This window comes from Phycicoccus sp. Soil803 (assembly GCF_001429685.1).
In the GTDB taxonomy this organism is placed as follows: Bacteria; Actinomycetota; Actinomycetes; order Actinomycetales; family Dermatophilaceae; genus Pedococcus.
The window spans coordinates 2,407,223-2,425,495 of the sequence record NZ_LMST01000001.1 but is presented as its reverse complement, the minus strand read 5'-3'; the positions used below and the strand labels follow the sequence as shown (position 1 = coordinate 2,425,495).

At 71.7% G+C, this 18,273-nt stretch carries 14 protein-coding genes and 1 pseudogene; 3 read left to right on the top strand and 12 right to left on the bottom strand.

Annotation, left to right across the window (positions count from 1 at the left end; translation table 11 throughout):
• Window positions 1-88 precede the first annotated feature (88 nt).
• The 3 genes from ASG95_RS21795 to ASG95_RS11050 all read left to right on the top strand — a co-directional run bounded on the left by ASG95_RS21795 (window position 89) and on the right by ASG95_RS11050 (window position 3,449).
• Window positions 89-1,276 carry a D-alanyl-D-alanine carboxypeptidase family protein gene (locus tag ASG95_RS21795; protein ID WP_057377484.1) on the top strand — a complete coding sequence of 396 codons (1,188 nt, stop codon included), beginning with the start codon at window positions 89-91 and terminating at the stop codon, window positions 1,274-1,276.
• Window positions 1,277-1,357: 81 nt separating this feature from the next.
• Window positions 1,358-2,920 (top strand): MFS transporter, encoded by a 1,563-nt coding sequence (locus ASG95_RS11055; RefSeq protein WP_057377483.1) that lies wholly within the window; start codon window positions 1,358-1,360, stop codon window positions 2,918-2,920.
• A 169-nt stretch (window positions 2,921-3,089) separates the two neighbouring features.
• Window positions 3,090-3,449 (top strand): RNA polymerase-binding protein RbpA, encoded by a 360-nt coding sequence (locus tag ASG95_RS11050; RefSeq protein WP_056920989.1) that lies wholly within the window; start codon window positions 3,090-3,092, stop codon window positions 3,447-3,449.
• Window positions 3,450-3,531: 82 nt separating this feature from the next.
• Here ASG95_RS11050 and ASG95_RS11045 read toward each other — a convergent pair whose 3' ends face one another.
• The 12 genes and pseudogenes from ASG95_RS11045 to ASG95_RS10995 form a co-directional block, all read right to left on the bottom strand.
• On the bottom strand, window positions 3,532-4,029 hold the full coding sequence (locus tag ASG95_RS11045) for an FxsA family protein (RefSeq protein ID WP_056920990.1): 498 nt from the start codon (window positions 4,027-4,029) through the stop codon (window positions 3,532-3,534).
• Window positions 4,014-4,781, bottom strand: a complete 768-nt coding sequence (locus ASG95_RS11040; protein ID WP_057377482.1) for a polyprenol monophosphomannose synthase — start codon at window positions 4,779-4,781, stop codon at window positions 4,014-4,016. Before ASG95_RS11040 ends, ASG95_RS11045 begins: the two co-directional genes overlap by 16 nt.
• Complete coding sequence (lnt, locus tag ASG95_RS22055) at window positions 4,774-6,051, bottom strand: apolipoprotein N-acyltransferase (protein WP_157581962.1); 1,278 nt, start codon at window positions 6,049-6,051, stop codon at window positions 4,774-4,776. Before lnt ends, ASG95_RS11040 begins: the two co-directional genes overlap by 8 nt.
• A gap of 97 nt (window positions 6,052-6,148) precedes the next feature.
• Window positions 6,149-6,502 (bottom strand): annotated as a pseudogene (locus ASG95_RS22215) (hypothetical protein); the annotation flags it as partial.
• A 345-nt stretch (window positions 6,503-6,847) separates the two neighbouring features.
• Window positions 6,848-7,258: a hotdog domain-containing protein gene (locus tag ASG95_RS11030; protein WP_056920992.1), complete on the bottom strand. Its 411-nt coding sequence runs from the start codon at window positions 7,256-7,258 to the stop codon at window positions 6,848-6,850.
• The gene (locus tag ASG95_RS11025; RefSeq protein ID WP_082592495.1) at window positions 7,258-8,109 is read right to left on the bottom strand and encodes an OAM dimerization domain-containing protein; all 852 of its coding nucleotides are present in this window, start codon (window positions 8,107-8,109) and stop codon (window positions 7,258-7,260) included. Before ASG95_RS11025 ends, ASG95_RS11030 begins: the two co-directional genes overlap by 1 nt.
• Complete coding sequence (locus ASG95_RS11020; protein ID WP_235543763.1) at window positions 8,106-9,695, bottom strand: lysine 5,6-aminomutase subunit alpha; 1,590 nt, start codon at window positions 9,693-9,695, stop codon at window positions 8,106-8,108. Before ASG95_RS11020 ends, ASG95_RS11025 begins: the two co-directional genes overlap by 4 nt.
• Window positions 9,696-9,753: 58 nt before the next feature.
• Window positions 9,754-11,385, bottom strand: a complete 1,632-nt coding sequence (locus ASG95_RS11015; RefSeq protein ID WP_369820376.1) for an amidohydrolase — start codon at window positions 11,383-11,385, stop codon at window positions 9,754-9,756.
• Between the two features lie 10 nt (window positions 11,386-11,395).
• On the bottom strand, window positions 11,396-12,598 hold the full coding sequence (locus ASG95_RS11010; protein ID WP_057377479.1) for an acetate/propionate family kinase: 1,203 nt from the start codon (window positions 12,596-12,598) through the stop codon (window positions 11,396-11,398).
• On the bottom strand, window positions 12,598-14,658 hold the full coding sequence (gene pta / locus ASG95_RS11005) for a phosphate acetyltransferase (protein ID WP_235543761.1): 2,061 nt from the start codon (window positions 14,656-14,658) through the stop codon (window positions 12,598-12,600). The genes ASG95_RS11010 and pta overlap by 1 nt, the downstream gene beginning before the upstream one ends.
• A 10-nt stretch (window positions 14,659-14,668) precedes the next feature.
• Entirely contained in the window at window positions 14,669-17,116 is a 2,448-nt protein-coding gene (locus ASG95_RS11000) for a phosphoketolase (RefSeq protein ID WP_057377478.1), read from the bottom strand.
• 50 nt (window positions 17,117-17,166) lie between these two features.
• Entirely contained in the window at window positions 17,167-18,237 is a 1,071-nt protein-coding gene (locus ASG95_RS10995) for an L-erythro-3,5-diaminohexanoate dehydrogenase (RefSeq protein ID WP_235543759.1), read from the bottom strand.
• Between the last annotated feature and the right edge of the window lie 36 nt (window positions 18,238-18,273).

The window sequence follows — 18,273 nt, the reverse complement described above, 5'->3', positions numbered from 1 at the left end:
GACCCCACCCGTCACATCGTCCACAAGCACCACAACGACCCCGCCCCCTGCGTCCACCGTCGCGAGCCACACACCCGCGACCGGCAGCGTGACCACCGGGAGCGGCACCACCTCCGCAGGCGCGACGGCTACCCTGGGCGCCGGTGGCGAGAACACCCTCAGCCCGGCGGAGCTGGCCGCGCAGATCGCCGCGGCGGACGCCCTCACCGAGGACCTGACCGCCTCCAACGCTGGGATCGCTGCGGCCGCCACCAAGCTCGACCGGCTCGCCCTCGAGGCCAACGAGCTCCTGCAGAAGTACGCCGCCGCACGGGACGCCGAACGCGCTGCCCGCGAGGAGGCCAACCGCAACGTCCTGCTCTACCAGCAGCTGAGCACCCGACTGGGCGAGGACCGCCGGGCCCTGGGCCAGTGGGCCTACCTCGCCTACGCCGGCACGGGCGGCAGCATCAGTGACATGGGCACGCTGCTCGACACGCTGGCCAAGCCGGCGGCGGAGGCGAGCGACACCGCCGCCCAGCTCTCCTACCTCAGTGACCAGCGCAGCTGGCAGATCGAGCGCGTCCAGAACCAGACCCAGCTGCAGCGCGCCATCGCGCTCAAGGCGGTCGAGGCGAGCACCCGTGCGACGGAGGCCGCCACCGCGGCCGCCGACGCGAAGAAGAAGCTCGACGTGGTCGTCAAGGAGCAGAAGGCCCAGCTCGACGCCACCCGGCAGCTGCACGCCGAGCAGGTCGCCAAGGCCGGACCGGTCGCCGGGCTGCTCCTGGGCAGCGGCGATCCGGCCGCGATCGAGGCCACGAAGCGACTGCGCGCCGCGCTGGTCGTCCCCGGCGTGCTCGCCGACGGCTCGGTCAAGGCGTGCAGCACCAACGAGGGCGAGTACCCCAACGGCAAGATCCCCGTGGCCGCCCTGTGCCCGCTGTTCGGAGCCGCCGGCCAGAGCCTGCGCCCGGGCGCCGCAGCGGCGTTCAACGCCATGAGCATCGCCTACCAGAAGGACACCGGCTCCCCCATCTGCGTCACCGACTCCTACCGCTCCTACGCCGAGCAGGTGTCCGTCAAGGCAGTCAAGGGCAAGTGGGCGGCCACCCCTGGGCGCAGCGAGCACGGCATGGGTAGGGCCGTGGACCTGTGCGGCGGGATCAACAACTTCGGCACCCCCGCCCACCTCTGGATGAAGCAGAACGCCCCGCTCTACGGGTGGTTCCACCCGGACTGGGCCGAGCCGTCCGGCTCGCTGCCCGAGCCGTGGCACTGGGAGTATGCCGGCTAGTCACCGCACCACCCCGACTCGCCGTCGCTTCTGGGTACGAATACCCATCTGGCGGACCGGCCGCTGTGCCACCCTTCACGCATGACAACAGAGGCGGCACCGTCACGGTCGACGACGTCGGAGCACCAGGCTCACCGCAGGGCCTGGTACTGGTACGACTGGGCCAACTCCGCCTTCGTCACGACGGTGGGGACCGTCCTCTTCGCGCCCTACCTGACCACCGTCGCCAAGGAGGCCGCCTGCCCGGGCCAGGACAGCGATGCGGCCTGCCACGTCGACCTGCACGTCATCCCGGCAGCAGCCGACCTGCCCAGCGGGGTCTGGCAGGTCGGGCTGGGCCTGACGCTGCTGGGGCTCGCCGCCCTCGTGCTCACCGTGGTCCAGCTGATCCGCAACCGGCCGAACCTGCTGCCGACCGGCATCCCGTTGGCCGTCGCCGGAGCGGGTGGTCTCCTGCTCGTCCTGACCGCACCCCTCGACCCGGGTTCGGTCGCCTCCTACACCGTGACGCTGTCGACCATCATCAGCGCGGTCCTGCTCGTCTTCGTCGGGGCCATCGCCGACCGCACCCCGCGTCCGGCGCGGCTGCTCGGTGGCTTCGCCTGGGCCGGGGCCGTGGCCGCCTCGCTCCTGTTCTTCCTCCGCGGCGAGAACTGGCGCTTCGGGTCGGTGATGATGATCCTGGCCACGATCGCACTGGGTTCGTCGCTGGTCGTCTACGACGCGATCCTCTGCCGGATCGCCTCCCCGGACGAGCGTGACGACGTCTCGTCGCGGGGCTGGGCGCTGGGCTACCTCGGAGGTGGCCTGCTCCTCGCGATCAACCTCGTCATCGTCTCCAAGCCCGACCTGGTCGGGGTCGACAAGGGCATGGCCGTCCGGATCAGCATGCTGTCAGCCGGCCTGTGGTGGGGCCTGTTCACGCTCATCCCGGTGCGTGGCCTGTGGAACCTGCGTGGCGGCGAGATCGCCCGGGTCGAGGAACCCTCCGCCGGGATCGTGCGGGGCAGCTACGCCCAGCTCGGCCACACCTTCCGCGACCTGCGGACCTACCCCCACACCCTGATGTTCCTGCTCGCCTACCTGTTCTTCAACGACGGCATCCAGACCGTCATCTCCTCGAGCAGCCTCTACGGCGCCGAGGAGCTCAAGTTCGCCCAGGAGCAGCTCATCGCGCTCATCCTGCTCGTGCAGTTCGTGGCCTTCGGAGGAGCCCTGCTGTTCGGCCGGTTCGCCCGGCGGTACGGCGCGTGGCGCACGATCCTCGGGTCCCTCGTCGCGTGGTCCGGCATCGTCGTCGCGGCGTTCTTCGTGCCGGAGAAGGCGTTCATCCCCTTCGTCGCCCTCGGCGTGCTCATCGGCATCGTCCTGGGTGGCAGCCAGGCGCTCAGCCGTTCGCTGTTCAGCCAGCTCGTCCCCAAGAGCCGCGAGGCGGAGTTCTTCGCCTTCTACCAGGCGATGGAGCGCGGCACGTCGTGGTTCGGCACGCTGCTCTTCGGCCTGGTCCACCAGCTGACCGACTCCTACCGCCCGGCCATCGTGGCGCTCATCGTCTTCTTCGTGCTGGGCTTCGTCCTGCTCCGCAAGGTCGACGTGCGCCAGGGCATCGTCGACGCCGGCAACGAGGTGCCCGCCGTGGTCTGAGGTGTGACTTGCGTCACATCGGCCAACGCTGGGGCGTGTTGGTTCGTCATCACGGGTACATACCTCGCGGATTCGGAACATTGAACCCATCCGCGGCGTTGGCAGTAACGAATCCCTTTCGCCCCCACCCGAGCGGGCAGGGTACCAAGCACGTTGGGAGAACCCCCTCATGGCAGAACGCACCCTCCGGGGCAGCCGAATGGTTTCGCACAGCTTGGAGACCGACGACCACGTCGTTCCGAGCGAGCGCCAGATCACCGCGTACGTGTGCCCCCTGGGCCACCGCACCGAGCTGCCCTTCTCGATCGAGGCCGAGATCCCGCCCACGTGGGAATGCCGCTGCGGCGAAGAGGCCCGGCTGGTCGACGGACCCGAGCCCGTGGCCAAGCAGGTCAAGCACGTCCGCACCCACTGGGACATGCTGCTCGAGCGTCGCTCCATCCCGGAGCTGGAGGAGCTGCTCGAGGAGCGACTGACCCTCCTGCGTGAGTCGCGGGGCGAGAAGCCGCGCCGCAAGCGCACCGCCTGACCCACCCCGACCTCCCAAGACACGACGAAGGCCACGCCCCCAGGGCGTGGCCTTCGTCATTCCCGGTATGCCGCGTGGCCGGCTAGAGGACCTCGCCCTCGATGATGTCTGGTCCCGACGGCGGCTGGCCGCCGGCTCCCCCACGCCCGGTGCCGAAGATCCCCCCGAGGAGCCGCTTGGCCACGACGGCCTCGAGCGCGGTCCGGGCGATCGGGCGGGTCAGCGGCAGGATGAAGAAGAAGCCGACGATGTCGGTCAGGAAACCCGGAGCGAGCAGCAGCGTGCCGCCGACGAGGACCAGGGCGGCGTCCGCGAGCTGACGGCTGGGCATCTGCCCCGTGTTGAGGGCGGTGGTCAGCGCCTTCCAGGCCCGCGCACCCTCGCGCCGGACCAGCCAGGCTCCCAGCGCGGACTCGACGAGCAGCAGCACCAGGGTCTGCCAGCCGCCGATCGCCTTGCCGACGGCGATGATGGCGGCGATCTCCAGGACCGGGACGACGAGCAGCAGGACGAACACCACCGCCAGCCAGCGCGGCCGGCGTCGGCGGGCGAAGGGGGTGCGACCTACAGCCGGTGCCATGTGGGCTCCCGACGGCCCAGCCGACGCACCTGGTCGGCACGGTGCGACAGGCCCCATGCGGTGATCCGCTGGAGTGACTCGCGCATGATGTCGCCGCTCATCTTGGAGTCACCGATCTCGCGCTCGACGAAGGTGATCGGCACCTCGACGACCCGGAGCCCGAGCCGCACGGCCCGCTGGGTGAGGTCGACCTGGAAGCAGTAGCCCTGCGACGCCACGTGGTCGAGCCCGATGGTCTCGAGCGCGCTCGCGCGGTAGACGCGGTAACCGGCCGTCGCGTCGTGCACCGGCATCCCGAGGAGGGCCCGCGTGTAGATGTTGGCCCCGACGCTGAGCGCCTTGCGGTGCAGCGGCCAGTTCACGACGCTGCCGCCACGCACCCACCGGGCGCCGATGACGAGGTCGGCATCGGGCAGCGCAGCGAGGAGGGCCGGGAGCTGCTCGGGCTGGTGGGAGCCGTCGGCGTCCATCTCCACGATGGCGCCGTAGCCCTGGTCCAGGCCCCACGCGAAGCCCGCGAGGTAGGCGTTGCCCAGCCCCTGCTTGCCCGGCCGGTGCAGGACGTGCACCTGCGGGTCCGCGGCGACGAGCTCGTCGGCCACGGCACCGGTGCCGTCCGGCGAGTTGTCGTCGAGGACGAGGACGTCCGCGGAGGGCACTGCCGCACGCAGCCGTTCGACGATGCGGGGCAGGTTCTCGCGCTCGTTGTAGGTCGGGATGCAGACGAGCACCCGGTCGATCTGGTCAGACAACGACGCGGTCCCTTCGTTGGTGAGCCGGTGCGGGCGGTCCGTCAGCGGCGCGCTCGACCCTAGCGGTCCTGCGCCGCAGCCACAGGCCGAGTGCCAGGAGTCCGACGAACGCGATCCCCGCGGCATACTCCGGCAGGGGGCCCAGCCGGTCGGACGGGGTAACCTCGGTGCGGACCACCGGCGACCCGTAGCGGGCTGCTGCGGTGAACAACGAGGTCTTGTCCACGTACGTTCCGTCGGGGTTGATGAAGCCGCTGACGCCGACCGTCGAGACGTGCACGACCGAGCGTCCGTGCTCGATGGCGCGCAGCCGGCTGATCGCGAACTGCTGCTCGGACTCGGCCGTGTAGCCGAACGTCGCGTTGTTGGTCTGCACCGCGAGGATGCTGGCGTCGCGCCCCGGTTGGAGCGTGGAGTCGCGCATCAAGCCGTCGTAGGCCACCTCGAAGCAGATGGTGGGGATGATCCAGTAGGGCCGCTCCCCCGCCACCGGCACCTCGAACCCACCGGGCCGGTCACCGCGGGTGAAGTCCTTGGTGACCAGGTCGACCTTGTCGCTGAAGTTCCGGAAGAAGCTGCGGTACGGGATGTACTCGGCGAACGGCACAGGGTGCTGCTTGACGTACCGCTGCGGAGCGCCCCCACCCGGCCGGTAGAACAGGCTGGCGTTCGAGATGTAGGGATCCGGTCCCTGCAGGACCGCTCCGACGAGCAGTGGCGCCTTGACGGTCTGCAGCGCGAGCTGGATGTCGGCGGCCGCGTCGTCGTTGAGCAGCGGGTCGATATCGGACGAGTTCTCCGGCCACACGACGAGCGTGGGCGCGGCGTGCCCGGTCGCGACCGCCCCGAGGGTCCCCTGGACGTGGTTGTCGAGGACCTTGCGGCGTTCGGCGTTGAAGTCCAGGCCGGGCTTGGGCACGTTGCCCTGCACGAAGAGCACGGACACCGCCCGCCCGTCCGTGGGCGGGGTCGTGGCCACGGCGAGCCCGAGTGGTGCCAGCGCGAGGACGACCAGCGCGGCACCCAGGGACCGGTATGCCGCGGGGAGGCTGCGGCGGGGACGCCCGACGCGGTGGGTCAGCTCACGCCCCGCGAGGTGGAGGAGCACCCCGAGCGCCGCGACCGCGAAGGTCAGGCCGGGCGCGCCGGCGAAGCGCGCCAGTGGTGCCAGCGGGCTGTCGGCCTGGCTGAACGCGAGCCGGGCCCACGGGAAGCCCCCGAACGGGGTCGTGCCGCGCGCCCACTCCTGCAGCACCCACGCCAGCGGCACCGCGGCATGTGCGAGGGGTCGGAGCCGGCGAGCCGAGCAGGGGACGCTGGACGGCGGCGGTGACGGCGCACATCACCGCGATGTACAGCGCCTCGAGGGTGCACAGGGCGATCCACGGGAGGTTGCCGACGTAGACGCCTGACCACGACAGGGTCGGCAGGAAGAAGCCGAGACCGTGGGCGAGGCCGAGCAGGAGCGCGAGCCGCCACCGGGCGCCGAGCGCGGCGGCGGACAGCATGCCGACGCCGACGGGCGCGAGCCACCAGACGTCGTGCTCGGGGAAGGCCTGCGCGGTCAGGAGGCCGGAAGCCGTGGCGACGACGAGGCGGGTTCCCGCTCGCAGGCTCAGGGTCGACGGGGTTTGGGTCGACAGGGGCACGGGACCACGGTAGGACACGGAACGGCCCGCGCTGCCGTTGGGACCAGCAAGGGGCCGACTGGGTGCCGACATCCTGCTGTTGTCTACTGAGCGCGCGGGCCGTACCGCCGTCCACCACCGCCTCGAGCGGGGCACCAGTTCGGGGTCACACGTCACTGCTGGCAGGGCGGTGGCTGCGCGCGCTAGCCACCGGGCAATGCATGCTTCTCCGGTCTGGCTTCCCCCTGGTCGACGGTCCATCAGTGAACAACCGTGGGCCAACTTACCGCCGCGACGGCGGGTGTCAACCCGGAGCTCACCCAGGGGAACGCGCATTTGCGCAGGTCATGCGGGTCGTCCAAAACCGTTGTGCTGCAAGGAATCTGTGGGCAATCGACGAACGGTCGGCGTGTCGCGTGCGACACGCCGGGATCCGCCTCAGGGAGTCGGCGTCGGTGGCGGAACCACGACAACACCGCGCGCTGTCGTGGCCACGACGGGAGGGTCCAGGAGATCGGCCGCGGACTCGCCGCGATCGGGCGCGCCCCGTCCCACCACTCGGACCTCGAACTCCATCTCGCGGCTGCGGGTCCCTGCCCGCACGAGCCGGGCCTCGATCTCGATGACGTCACCGGCCCGGACGGGCGCCTTGAACTGGACGTCGGAGTAGGACGCGAACAGGCCCTCGTCGCCGTCGGTGCGGATGCACATCTCGGTGGCCACGTCACCGAAGGCCGCGAGCGAGTAGGCGCCGTCGACGAGGTTGCCGGCGTAGTGCGCGTGGCTGTACGGGACGTAGCGGCGATGCGTGACGGTGAGGCCGACGGTCGCTCCGGTGGGGGCGGTCATCACTTCTCCTTCGAGCGGGGGTCCGAGGGGGCGAGCGCGTGCACCAGGTAGCTGGCCACCTCGCCGGGGGTGGTGCCACGTCCGAAGATCCGGTCGACCCCGAGCTTGGGCGCCGACCCCTCCTCGAACCGTGGACCGCCGACGACGAGCAGCGGCACCTGACCGGCAGGGTAGGCCTCGCGGAAGGCCGCACTCATGGTGGTGGTGTTGTGGATGTGGGCGTCGCGCTGGGTGACGACCTGGCTGACCATCACGGCATCGGCCTTCTCGGCCCGGGCCCGGGCGACGAGCTCGGGCACCAGCACCTGGGCGCCGAGGTTCACGACCTTGATCTCGCGGTAGTACTCCAGGCCCTTCTCCCCCGCGAAACCCTTGATGTTGAGGATCGCGTCGATCCCGACCGTGTGGGCGTCGGTGCCGATGCAGGCGCCGACCACGACGAGCTTGCGCCGCAGCCGGCCCTTGATCGCCTTGTTGACCTCGGTCGGGCTGAGCAGCGGAAACTCCCGCTCCACGACGGTGACCTCCCGGAGGTCGACCAGGTGGGTCGCGCTGCCGTAGACGACGAAGAAGGTGAAGTCGGGCCCCATCGGCTTGGCGTGCACGAGCAGCGCCGGCTCAAGGCCCATCTTGGCGGCGAGCTGGAGGGCGGCGCCCTCGGCCCGCTTGTCGTGCGGGACGGGCAGCGTGAACGACACCTGCACCATGCCGTCGCCGGTGGTGTCGCCGTAGGGCCGGACGATGTCGGGCGTCTTCCGCGCGGCCTTGGCCCCCTTGGTGGTGGCCTTGACGGGCATCGGGTCGAGCGGCATCGCCTTGTCGGTGGTGCGCGGGTCCTGGGCCGGGGTCATCGGGTCTCCCCCGTCTCCAGGAGGGTCGTCGCGGGGTTGTCGTAGCCCTCGGCGCGGACCACCACACCGTCGAGGCCCTTGCCCGCGTTCGCGGGGCGCTTCATCAGGCCGAAGGTGCCATCGGCGATCGCCTCGAGCAGCGGCGCCTTCCCGGGCTCCTCGGTGATGGTCGTCAGCAGGTCGATGGCCTCGGACAGCACTCCCCTGGCCCGGGTCTGGATGAACCCGTCGCGGGGCGGGTGGAAGTCCTCGGTGAGGCCGCCGGCGGCGTTGAGGACGTACCGCACGTTCTGCAGGGCCAGGTCGCGGTCGGACAGGAACGGCGTCACGACCGCCTCGGTCATCATGCCGACCAGGAGGATCCCCTGACCGGTCATGGCTCCGACCAGGTTGAAGAACCCGTCGAGGAGGTAGCCGCGGAAGACGTCGCCGGTCATGTGCTTGGTCGGCGGCATCCACTTCAGCGGCGCGTCGGGGAAGAGCTGCCGGGCCAGCAGGGCGTGGGCCAGCTCCATCCGGAACGAGTCGGGGATCTCGGGGTTGATCTCGAAGGCGTGGCCCAGGCCGAGCTGCCAGTCCTCCAGCCCGGCCTCCTTGGCGAAGTACTCGTTGAGCAGCTGGCTCACGGTGACCGTGTGCGCTGCCTCGACGGCGTCGGCGGTGGTGAGGTAGTTGTCCTCGCCGGTGTTGATGATGATCCCGGCTCGGGCGTGGATCTGGCGGCTGAACCGCTGGTCGACGAATGTCCGGATCGGGTTGATGTCGCGGAAGAGGATCCCGTACATCGAGTCGTTCAGCATCATGTCGAGCCGCTCGAGCCCGGCCAGGGTGGCGATCTCGGGCATGCACAGGCCGGATGCGTAGTTGGTCAGCCGGATGTAGCGACCCAGCTCCTTGGACGTCTCGTCCAGGGCCGCCCGCATGAGGCGGAAGTTCTCCTGGGTGGCGTACGTGCCGGCATACCCCTCCCGGGTGGCGCCCTCGGGCACGTAGTCGAGCAGCGACTGACCGGTGGAGCGGATCACGGCGATGATGTCGGCGCCCTCGCGGGCGGCGTTCTGCGCCTGCGGGATGTCCTCGTAGATGTCGCCGGTGGCGACGATGAGGTAGATCCAGGGGCGCTGCTCCGGGTCACCGTGCCGCTTGATGAGGCGGTCGCGGGCGGCCCGCTGCTTGTCGATGGTCCGGATGCCGCGGCTCACCTCGCGGCGCGCGTCCTTGGCTGCCGCGGTGGCGGCCCTGCCCTCCGGGAGCCGGAACTGGACCGAGCCGCTGGCGGCCTTCTGCGCCAGGGTCAGCAGGTCGGGGGCCTCTCCCCTGCGCAGCGCGTCGAAGACCGGGTTGGTGATGCCGTGCTCGAGCCCCACCTCCGCGCGGACGGCGTCGACGAGGTGGTTGACCCACGGCACCCGCTCGTGGTCCGCGCCGCCCAGTCCGGCGAGGCGCAAGGTGGCCCGCTCGACGCTCACGGTGGTGTGGCTCTGGGCCAGCTTCACCACGGGCCGGCCGGCCTTGCGGGCCAAGGTGCGGGCCCGGCGGACGTCGGCCGGGTCGAGGTCGAGGAGAGGTTTCACACGCGAAGACACGCGGCAAATCTAGCAGTGGGAGAGAGGATTTGCGGTCAAGGGTGGAGCGGGCCGCAAATCATCCGGCATCGAACACGGTGCGACCGCGCACCACGGTGCGCAGGCAGGTCGGGGCCGGCTCCCCCGGGGACAGGTCCGGGAGCCCCGGCGTCCCCGAGCGGGGGTCGGTCGACCAGGTCTGGATCCGGTCGTCCGGCGCCTGCACCACGAGGTCGCCCACCTCCCAGACGGCGAACGTGGCGGGCAGCCCGAGGTCGAGGTAGCCCCGGTCGTCGAACCCTGCGGCCCGCCAGCCCCCGCGGGTGTGGGCCAGGAAGGCCGACCGGGCGGACACCCGCTGGCTCTCGTCGTGGTGGAACGCCGCGGCCCGGACGGCTTCCCACGGGGCGAACGGGGTCACCGGGGAGTCGGACCCGAAGGCGACCGTCATCCCCGCCGCCATCATCGACGCGAACGCGTTCATCGGAGCGCTGTCGCCGCCGTCGCGACCGTGCACGCGGTCGGGACCCAGCCGCGCGGCATACATGCCCTGGTCGCCGCCCCAGAACGCGTCGAAGGCCGGCTGCACGCTGGCGCCGACGCCGAGGCGCACCAGCCGCTCGATCCCGTCGCGGGAGACCATCTCGAGGTGCTCCAGCCGGTGCCGCGACCGGGTGACGACCGGGGCGCCCACCAGCTCGGCGGCGGCCTCGAAGCCCGCCACGGCGGTGTCGACCCCGGCGTCACCGATGACGTGGAACCCCGCCTGCAGCCCGGCCAGGGAGCACGCCGCGACGTGGTCGCGGACCTGCTCGACGGTGAGGTAGGCGTTGCCGGTGTGCCCCGGGGCGTCGGCGTACGGCGCGCGCAGGTGGGCGGTGCGGGAGCCCACTGAGCCGTCGATGTTGAGGTCTCCCGCCAGTCCCCGGGCGCCGCGCAGGGTGGCCACGTCGCGAGCCTCCGCCTCGTCGGCGACCAGCTGGGCCCAGTAGCCGATCGTCTGGGGGCCGTCGCCGCGCTCCCCCGCTGCCAGCACCTCGGCGAAGTCGTCGGTGCCCGAGAGCGTCCGCCCGCCGTTCTCCTGCACCAGCCCGATGCCCGCGGCGGCGGCCGACTGGAGGGCGAGGTCGATGTCGGCCTGCCGCTGGGCCGGGGTGCCGGCGCCGTTGAAGGCCTCGCGGGCGGCGTGGTGGGCGTCGCGCGTCACCAGGCCGTCACCTTCCCAGCCGGGCAGCTCACGGGCGCCTGAAGCGGCGGCCAGGGCAGAGGAGATGACGGCGGAGTGACCGTCCACACGGGGCGAGTAGACGACCCCGCCGTAGGTGGCCCGGTCGAGCTCGGCCCCGGTGTGCGGCCGGTGCTCGGCCCAGTGGTCCTGGTCCCAGTTCGGGGCGTAGACCGGTCGTCCCTGGCTGCGGCGGGCGGCGTCCTCGATGCGGCTCAGCGCCTCGGCCACGGAACGGGTCGTGCCCAGGTCGACGCCGCGCAGCCCGGCGCCGGTCTGTGACACGTGCGCGTGCGCGTCGACGAAGGCCGGGGTGACCAGGGCGCCGTCGAGGTCGACCACCTCGTCGACGGCATCGACGTGCACGGCGGCGGCGTCGTCGCCGCCGATCCACGCGATCGTGCCGGTTGCCTCGTCGACGACCATGGCGTTCGCGAACGGGTCGATCGGGGTGTAGACGAAGCCGCCGCGGTAGAGGGTGCTCACGTCCAGCACCCTAGACGGGGCCGTCCTCCCCCAGGACGGCGAGGCAGGCCCGCGCGATCTCCAGCTCCTCGTTGGTGGGCACGACGTACGCGGGGATCCGGCTGTCCGGTGCCGTGACCAGCCGTTCCGGGTCGCCGGCGACGTTGGCGAGCGGGTCCACCTCGACTCCGAGTGCGGCCAACCCGCTGAGGACGGCATGCCTGACCTCGGTGCTGTTCTCGCCGATGCCCCCCGTGAACGCGATGGCGTCCACGCGTCCCAGCGCCACGGCATACGCCCCGACGTACTTGCGCAGCCGGTAGACCATCACGTCGAACGCCAGCGCTGCGTCGGCGTCGCCATCGGCGCGCCGGCCTTCGAGCTCGCGCAGGTCGGAGACGCCCGCGAGGCCCAGGAGACCGCTGGCCTTGTTGAGCGCCTCGTCGTATGCCGTGGCGTCCAGGTCGGCGACCCGGGCCAGGTAGGCGCCCAGCGCCGGGTCGACGTCACCCGAGCGGGTGCCCATGACGAGGCCCTCGAGCGGGGACAGCCCCATCGAGGTGTCGATGCTCCGCCCGCCCTGCACGGCACAGGCGCTGGCGCCGTTGCCGAGGTGGAGCACGATGACGTTGCAGTCGCCCGGGTCGCGGCCGAGCAGCTCCGCCGTGCGTCGGGACACGAAGCGGTGCGAGGTGCCGTGGAAGCCGTAGCGCCGGACCTGGTGACGCTCCCGCCACGTCAGCGGCACGGCATACGTGTGGGCGTGTGCGGGGAGGCTCTGGTGGAAGGCGGTGTCGAAGACTGCCACCTGCGGTACGTCAGGAAAGGACTCCCGGGCGCTGAGGATCCCCTCGAGGTTGGCGGGGTTGTGCAGCGGCGCCAGCGGCACGAGCTCACGGATCGCCGCGATGACCCCGTCGTCGATGACCACGGGTTCGGTGAAGCGGGGTCCGCCGTGGACGACCCGGTGACCCACCGCGAAGGGCGGGCTCGCCACCAGGTCGGGTCCGTGCTCGCGCAGTGCCGAGCGGGCCGCCTGGAGCGCGGCGCGGTGGTCCGGGCAGCTCACGTCGACCTCGTGCGTGCGGCCCTGGCTGGTGTGGCGCAGGTGGCCGGCGCCACCGATCTGCTCGACGATGCCGGTCGCCGCGGTCGCGCCGGTCGTCGTGTCGAGGACCTGGTACTTCAGCGACGACGAGCCCGCGTTGACGACCAGCACCGTCCGCGCGGCCATCAGGCGCCGGCCTGGATGGCGGTGATCGCGATGGTGTTGACGATGTCGCGGACCAGCGCCCCGCGGGACAGGTCGTTGACGGGTCGGTTGAGCCCCTGGAGGACGGGGCCGATGGCCACCGCCGAGGCGCTGCGCTGCACGGCCTTGTAGGTGTTGTTGCCGGTGTTGAGGTCGGGGAACACCAGCACGGTGGCGCGCCCGGCGACCGGGCTGTCCTTGAGCTTGGTCGCCGCCACGTGCGGGTCGACGGCGGCGTCGTACTGGATCGGGCCCTCGACGAGCAGCTCGGGAGCCCGCTGGTGGACCAGCGCGGTGGCCGTGCGCACCTTGTCGACGTCGGCGCCACTGCCCGACTCCCCCGTCGAGTAGGAGAGCATCGCCACGCGTGGCTCGATGCCGAACTGCTGGGCCGTGCGCGCCGAGGAGATCGCGATGTCGGCCAGCTGCTCGGCGGTGGGGTCGGGGTTGACTGCGCAGTCGCCGTAGACGAGGACCCGGTCGGCGAGGCACATCAGGAAGACACTGGAGACCACCGAGACGTCCGGCGCGGTGCGCACGATCTCGAGGGCCGGCCGGATGGTGTGGGCCGTCGTGGTGATGCACCCCGAGACCATGCCGTCGGCCAGTCCCTGGTGCACCATCATCGTGCCGAAGTACGACGGGTCGACCACCCGGTCGCGGGCCTGGTCGAGGGTGACGCCCTTGTGGGCGCGCAGGGTGGCGTAGTCGCTGGCGAAGGTCTCGCGCAGCGCGCTGGTGGCCGGGTCGACGACTGCGGCCGCGGAGATGTCCACACCCAGGCGCGCGGCGTTCGCGCGGATGGTCTCCTCCGGGCCCAGGAGGGTGAGCCTGGCGATGCCCCTGGCCAGGACCGTGTCGGCCGCGAGCAGGATGCGGTCCTCCGCACCCTCGGGCAGCACGACGTGGGCACCGGACGCGCGGGCGTCCTCGACGAGGCGGTGCTCGAACATCAGGGGCGTGACCGCGCCCCCGCCGGCCGCCACGACCGGACCCAGCAGGGCCTCGGCGTCCAGCCCGCGCTCGACCATGGCGACGGCGGCTTCGAGCTTGCGGGTCGAGTCGGGGGTGAGCCGGCCCCGGGCCGCCCCGAGCCGCGACGCGGTGGTCATGGTGCCGCTGTCCGTGGCGATCACCGGCAGCACGACGTCGAGTCCCTCGATCAGCCGCTCCACCTGCGGCGGCAGGGGGAACCCGCCGTTGAGGACGATCCCCGCGAGGTTCGGGAAGGTCTTGGAGCGGTGGGCCAGCAGCACCCCCAGCACGACGTCCTCCCGGTCGCCGGGCACGATCACCACCCCGCCCTCGATCAGCCGGTCGAGGACGTGCGGCATCGTCATGGCGGCGACGACCAGGCCCATGCACTCGCGGTCGAGGCGGGCGGGGTCGCCGTGGACGAGCCGACCGCCACACGCGTCGAGGAGGTCCTGGATGGTCGGCGCCCTGAGCAGGGGTGTCTCGGGCAGGGCCTGCACGGGCACCTGCACCCGGCCGGACACGGCCTGCTGGGTCTCGGTGAGCCGGTCCGGGGACACCTGGTTGGCCACCACCCCCGTGACGTGGGCGTGGGCCTCCCGCGCCGCCTGCACGGCCATCTCGGCGGTCGTGGCCACGTCGACCGGGTCGCGGCCCTGGGCCGGGACGACGAGCAGGAGACGCGACCCCAGGTTGGCGGCCACGGCCGCGTTGACCGAGAACTCCGTGGGGGCCGCGACGTCGGTGAAGTCCGACCCCACCACGAGGACCACGTCGTGGGCCCGCGCGACCTCGTGGAACCGATCCACGATCGACCCCATCGCCCGCTCGGGGTCCGCATGCAGGTCGTCGTAGGTGACGCCGCACGCCTGGTCGACGGTCAGGTCGCCGGGCAGCTGCGACAGCAGCGTGCGGACCAGCTCGTCGGGCACCCCGGCTCGGACGATGGGCCGGTAGACCCCCACCCGTCCCGCGCGCCGGGACAGCTGGTCGAGCAGCCCGACGGCCACCGCCGACTTGCCGGACTGCGCCTCGGTGCCCGCGATGTAGATGCTGGTGGTGGCCACGGGGTCGAAACTACCGGCCCGGCCCATCCGTCGCCGCGTGGCCAGCGAGGCCACGCCAGGTCCACTCGGCGATGTCGGGCAGGTCCTCGAGGTGCTCCTCGATGTAGGGGCGGTGCTCGGACAGCCGGCGCTCGCACAGCTCCGTCAGGGCATCCGAGCCGGCCACCTGCCGCTCGACCCTGCGGAGCACCTCCAGAGCGAGGTGGAACCGGCTCATCCGGTTCAGCACGACCATGTCGAACGGCGTCGTCGTGGTGCCCTGCTCGTTGAACCCCCGGACGTGGAACCGCCCGGGCTCGCTGCGCCCGTGGATGAGCTGGTGGACGGCGCGGGGGTAGCCGTGGAACGCGAAGACCACGTGCTTGTCGGGAGTGAACAACCCGTCGAACGTGGCGTCCGGGTAACCGTGGGGATGGTCGTTCTCGGGCAGGAGGGCCATCAGGTCGACTACGTTGACGAACCGCACTCGGAGGTCGGGCACGTGCTCGGCGAGCAGCTCGACGGCCGCGAGGGCCTCCTGGGTCGGGACGTCCCCTGCACAGGCCAGCACGATGTCGGGCTCGTCGTCCGGACCACAGGTGCTGGCCCAGTCCCACACGCCCGCACCCGCCGCGCAGTGCGCGTGGGCCTCGTCGAGCGTGAGGTACTGCAGGTGCTTCTGCTTGTCCACGACGATGAGGTTGACGTGGTTGGTGCTGCGCAGGCAGTGGTCGGTGATCGACAGGGTGGTGTTGGCGTCCGGCGGCAGGAAGACCCGCACCACCTCCGGGGACAGCGGGATCAGGCAGTCGATCAGGCCCGGGCCCTGGTGGGAGAAGCCGTTGTGGTCGTTGCGCCAGCAGGTCGACGTGAGCAGCACGTTGAGCGACGACACGTCTGCGCGCCATGGCAGCTCCTGGGCGTGCTGGAGCCACTTCACGTGCTGGACCGCCATCGACGCCGACACCATCGCGAACGCCTCGTACGTCGCGAAGACCCCGTGTCGGCCGCTGAGCAGGTAGCCCTCGAGCCAGCCCTGGCAGAGGTGCTCGCTCAGCACCTCCATGACCCGGCCATCGGGCCCCAGCTGCTCGTCCGTGTCCCGCAGTGGACCGAGGAAGCAGCGGTCGGTCACCTCGAACACCGGCTGCAGCCGGTTGCTTGCCGTTTCGTCCGGGGAGAACAGCCGGAAGGTGCCGCCACCGTCGGGACGGGCCGTCGCGGCATACAGGTCACGCATGAGGCGACCCGAGGTGATGGTGTTCTCGAGCGAGAGCTGACCCCGGGTGGCCGGCGTGACCGTGAACTCGTGGGCGGCGAGGTCCACCGGGGGCAGGTCCTCCCGCAGGTGCCCACCGTTCGCATAGGGAGTCGCCGACATCCGCCGGTCGCCCTCCGGGGCGAGGGCCCGCAGCTCGGGCACGAGCCGCCCGTCGGCGTCGAAGAGCTCGGCGGGTCGATAGGTCCGCAGCCACTCCTCGAGCATCCTCAGGTGCGCGGGGTCCTTCGAGAGCCCGGACAACGGCACCTGGTGGGCGAGGTTCGTGCCCTCGACCTGCTTGCCGTCCACCACGTCCGGCCCGGTCCAGCCCTTGGGGGTGCGCAGCACGATGGCCGGCCACGCGTGCCGCACCGGCGCGGCCGGTCCGGCGCCGTCGCGAGCCTCGGCCTGGATGGCGCGGATCCGGTCGTGGGCGGCCGCCAGGGCCGAGCGGAGGGCCGGGAACACCGCACGCGGGTCGTCGCCGCTGACGGTCACGGGTGCCCATCCCTGGCTGCGCAGGTAGGCCTCCACGTCCTCGTCGGAGGTGCGCCCGAGCACGGTCGGGCCGGCGATCTTGTAGCCGTTGAGGTGCAGGATCGGCAGGACGGCTCCGTCGCGCCGGGGGTTGAGGAAGTTCGGCAGGCGCCACGACGCGGCCAACGGACCGGTCTCGGCCTCCCCGTCGCCGACCACGCAGGCGACGACGAGGTCGGGGTGGTCGAACGCGGCACCGGCGGCGTGCACCAACGCGTAGCCGAGCTCGCCTCCTTCGTGGATCGAGCCCGGGGTCTGCACGCTGACGTGGCTGGGCACTCCCCCTGGTGACGAGAACTGGCGGAACAGCCTCAGCACCCCCTCGGCGTCGTCACCGACCTGGGGATAGACCTCGGTGTACGTCCCCTCGAGCCAGGCCGCCGCCACGAGGGCGGGGCCACCGTGCCCGGGCCCGGTCACGTAGAGCCAGTCGGTGTCGGTCTCGCGGATCCGCCGGTTGAGCAGCGCGTAGATCATCGACAGGCCCGGGCTGGTGCCCCAGTGGCCGAGCAGCCGCGGCTTGGTGTGCGCCAGGGTCAGGGGCTCGCGCAGCAGCGCGTTGTCCCTCAGGTAGATCTGCCCGACGGTCAGGTAGTTGGCCGCAGCCCACCACCGCAGGTCGAGCTCGAGGTCCTCCGCGGCGTAGGCCGGGGTTTCGGGCACAGCGGTTCTCTCGGGCATGGGCCCACCCCACCACGCTGCCCTGCGGGAGCGATAGGCCCTTGGTCCTGCTACTCCTGCAGGCGTCCCTCGAACAGGCCGCGGACCGCGGCGTCGCGCCTGATCAGGTCGAGCGCGTATGCCGCGTGGCCGGGGACGTAGCCGTTGCCCACCAGCATCCGCACGTCGGCGGCCACGCCTTCGGCGCCGAGGGCGGCTGCCGCGAAGTGCGTCGCCATGGAGAAGTAGATGATCGTGCCGCCCTGGGCGGTCGACAGGACGGCGGGCTGCTCGCACCCGGGCACGTCGACGCAGACGACGGTGACGTCGGCCGGACCGCCGGCTGCCGTCACGGCCTCCGAGAGGCCCAGCGGGCTGCGTGCGTCGGCGATGACGACCTCGTCGGCCAGCCCGGTGCCGGCCAGCAGGTCGGCCTCGCGCTGGAACGGCACCACCGCGATGCGACGGCCCGCACCGGCGTCGGCCGCGGCAGCCAGGGAGAGGGAGCCGGACTTCCCGGCCCCGCCGAGGACTGCCACGGTCGGCGCGAGGCCGCGCTCGGCATACTCCCGCACCACCCTGGCCACGAGCGCAGGTGCGCCGCACACGTCCATGACCATCAGCGCGAGGTCGGGGTCGAGGTCCTCGGGCAGCTGCGCAGCGATCGAGCGCCCGAAGAGGATGGCGTGGCCCTGTGCCGGGACCCGTTCGGAGCGTCCGTCCCAGCCGGCCAGCTCGTCGGTGATGACCAGTGGCGTCAGGGACAGCGAGACGAGGGTGGCGACCCGGTCTCCGACGGACAGCCCGAGGGTGGACTCCGGTCCGACCTCCTCGACGGTGCCGATGAGCATGCCGCCCGAGCCGGTCACGGGGTTCTGCATCTTGCCGCGGGTGGCGACGATGTCGAGCACCTCGGCTCGGACCGCGGCGCCGTCTCCCCCGTGCTTCTCGGTGAGCTGGCGGAACGACGCGGCGTCGAGGTTGAGCGTCTCGATCGCGATGCGCACCTCGTCGGGCCACAGCTCGGGTGAGGCATCCAACCGGGTTGCGGCCTGCGGCAGGCAGGCACCGGCCGGCTCGACCACGCGGTGCAGACCCACCGGCGAGGACGGCGTGGATCGGTCTTCGATCGACGCAGACACAGAATCTCCCCTCAACAGCGACACTCACCGCAAAAG

Coding starts and splice junctions, on each gene's coding strand:
- ASG95_RS11055 (WP_057377483.1), top strand. CDS start 1,358: ATGACAACAGAGGCGGCACCGTCACGGTCGACGACGTCGGAGCACCAG.
- ASG95_RS11050 (WP_056920989.1), top strand. CDS start 3,090: ATGGCAGAACGCACCCTCCGGGGCAGCCGAATGGTTTCGCACAGCTTG.
- ASG95_RS11045 (WP_056920990.1), bottom strand. CDS start 4,029: ATGGCACCGGCTGTAGGTCGCACCCCCTTCGCCCGCCGACGCCGGCCG.
- ASG95_RS11030 (WP_056920992.1), bottom strand. CDS start 7,258: ATGACCGCCCCCACCGGAGCGACCGTCGGCCTCACCGTCACGCATCGC.
- ASG95_RS11025 (WP_082592495.1), bottom strand. CDS start 8,109: ATGACCCCGGCCCAGGACCCGCGCACCACCGACAAGGCGATGCCGCTC.
- ASG95_RS11010 (WP_057377479.1), bottom strand. CDS start 12,598: ATGGCCGCGCGGACGGTGCTGGTCGTCAACGCGGGCTCGTCGTCGCTG.
- ASG95_RS11000 (WP_057377478.1), bottom strand. CDS start 17,116: ATGCCCGAGAGAACCGCTGTGCCCGAAACCCCGGCCTACGCCGCGGAG.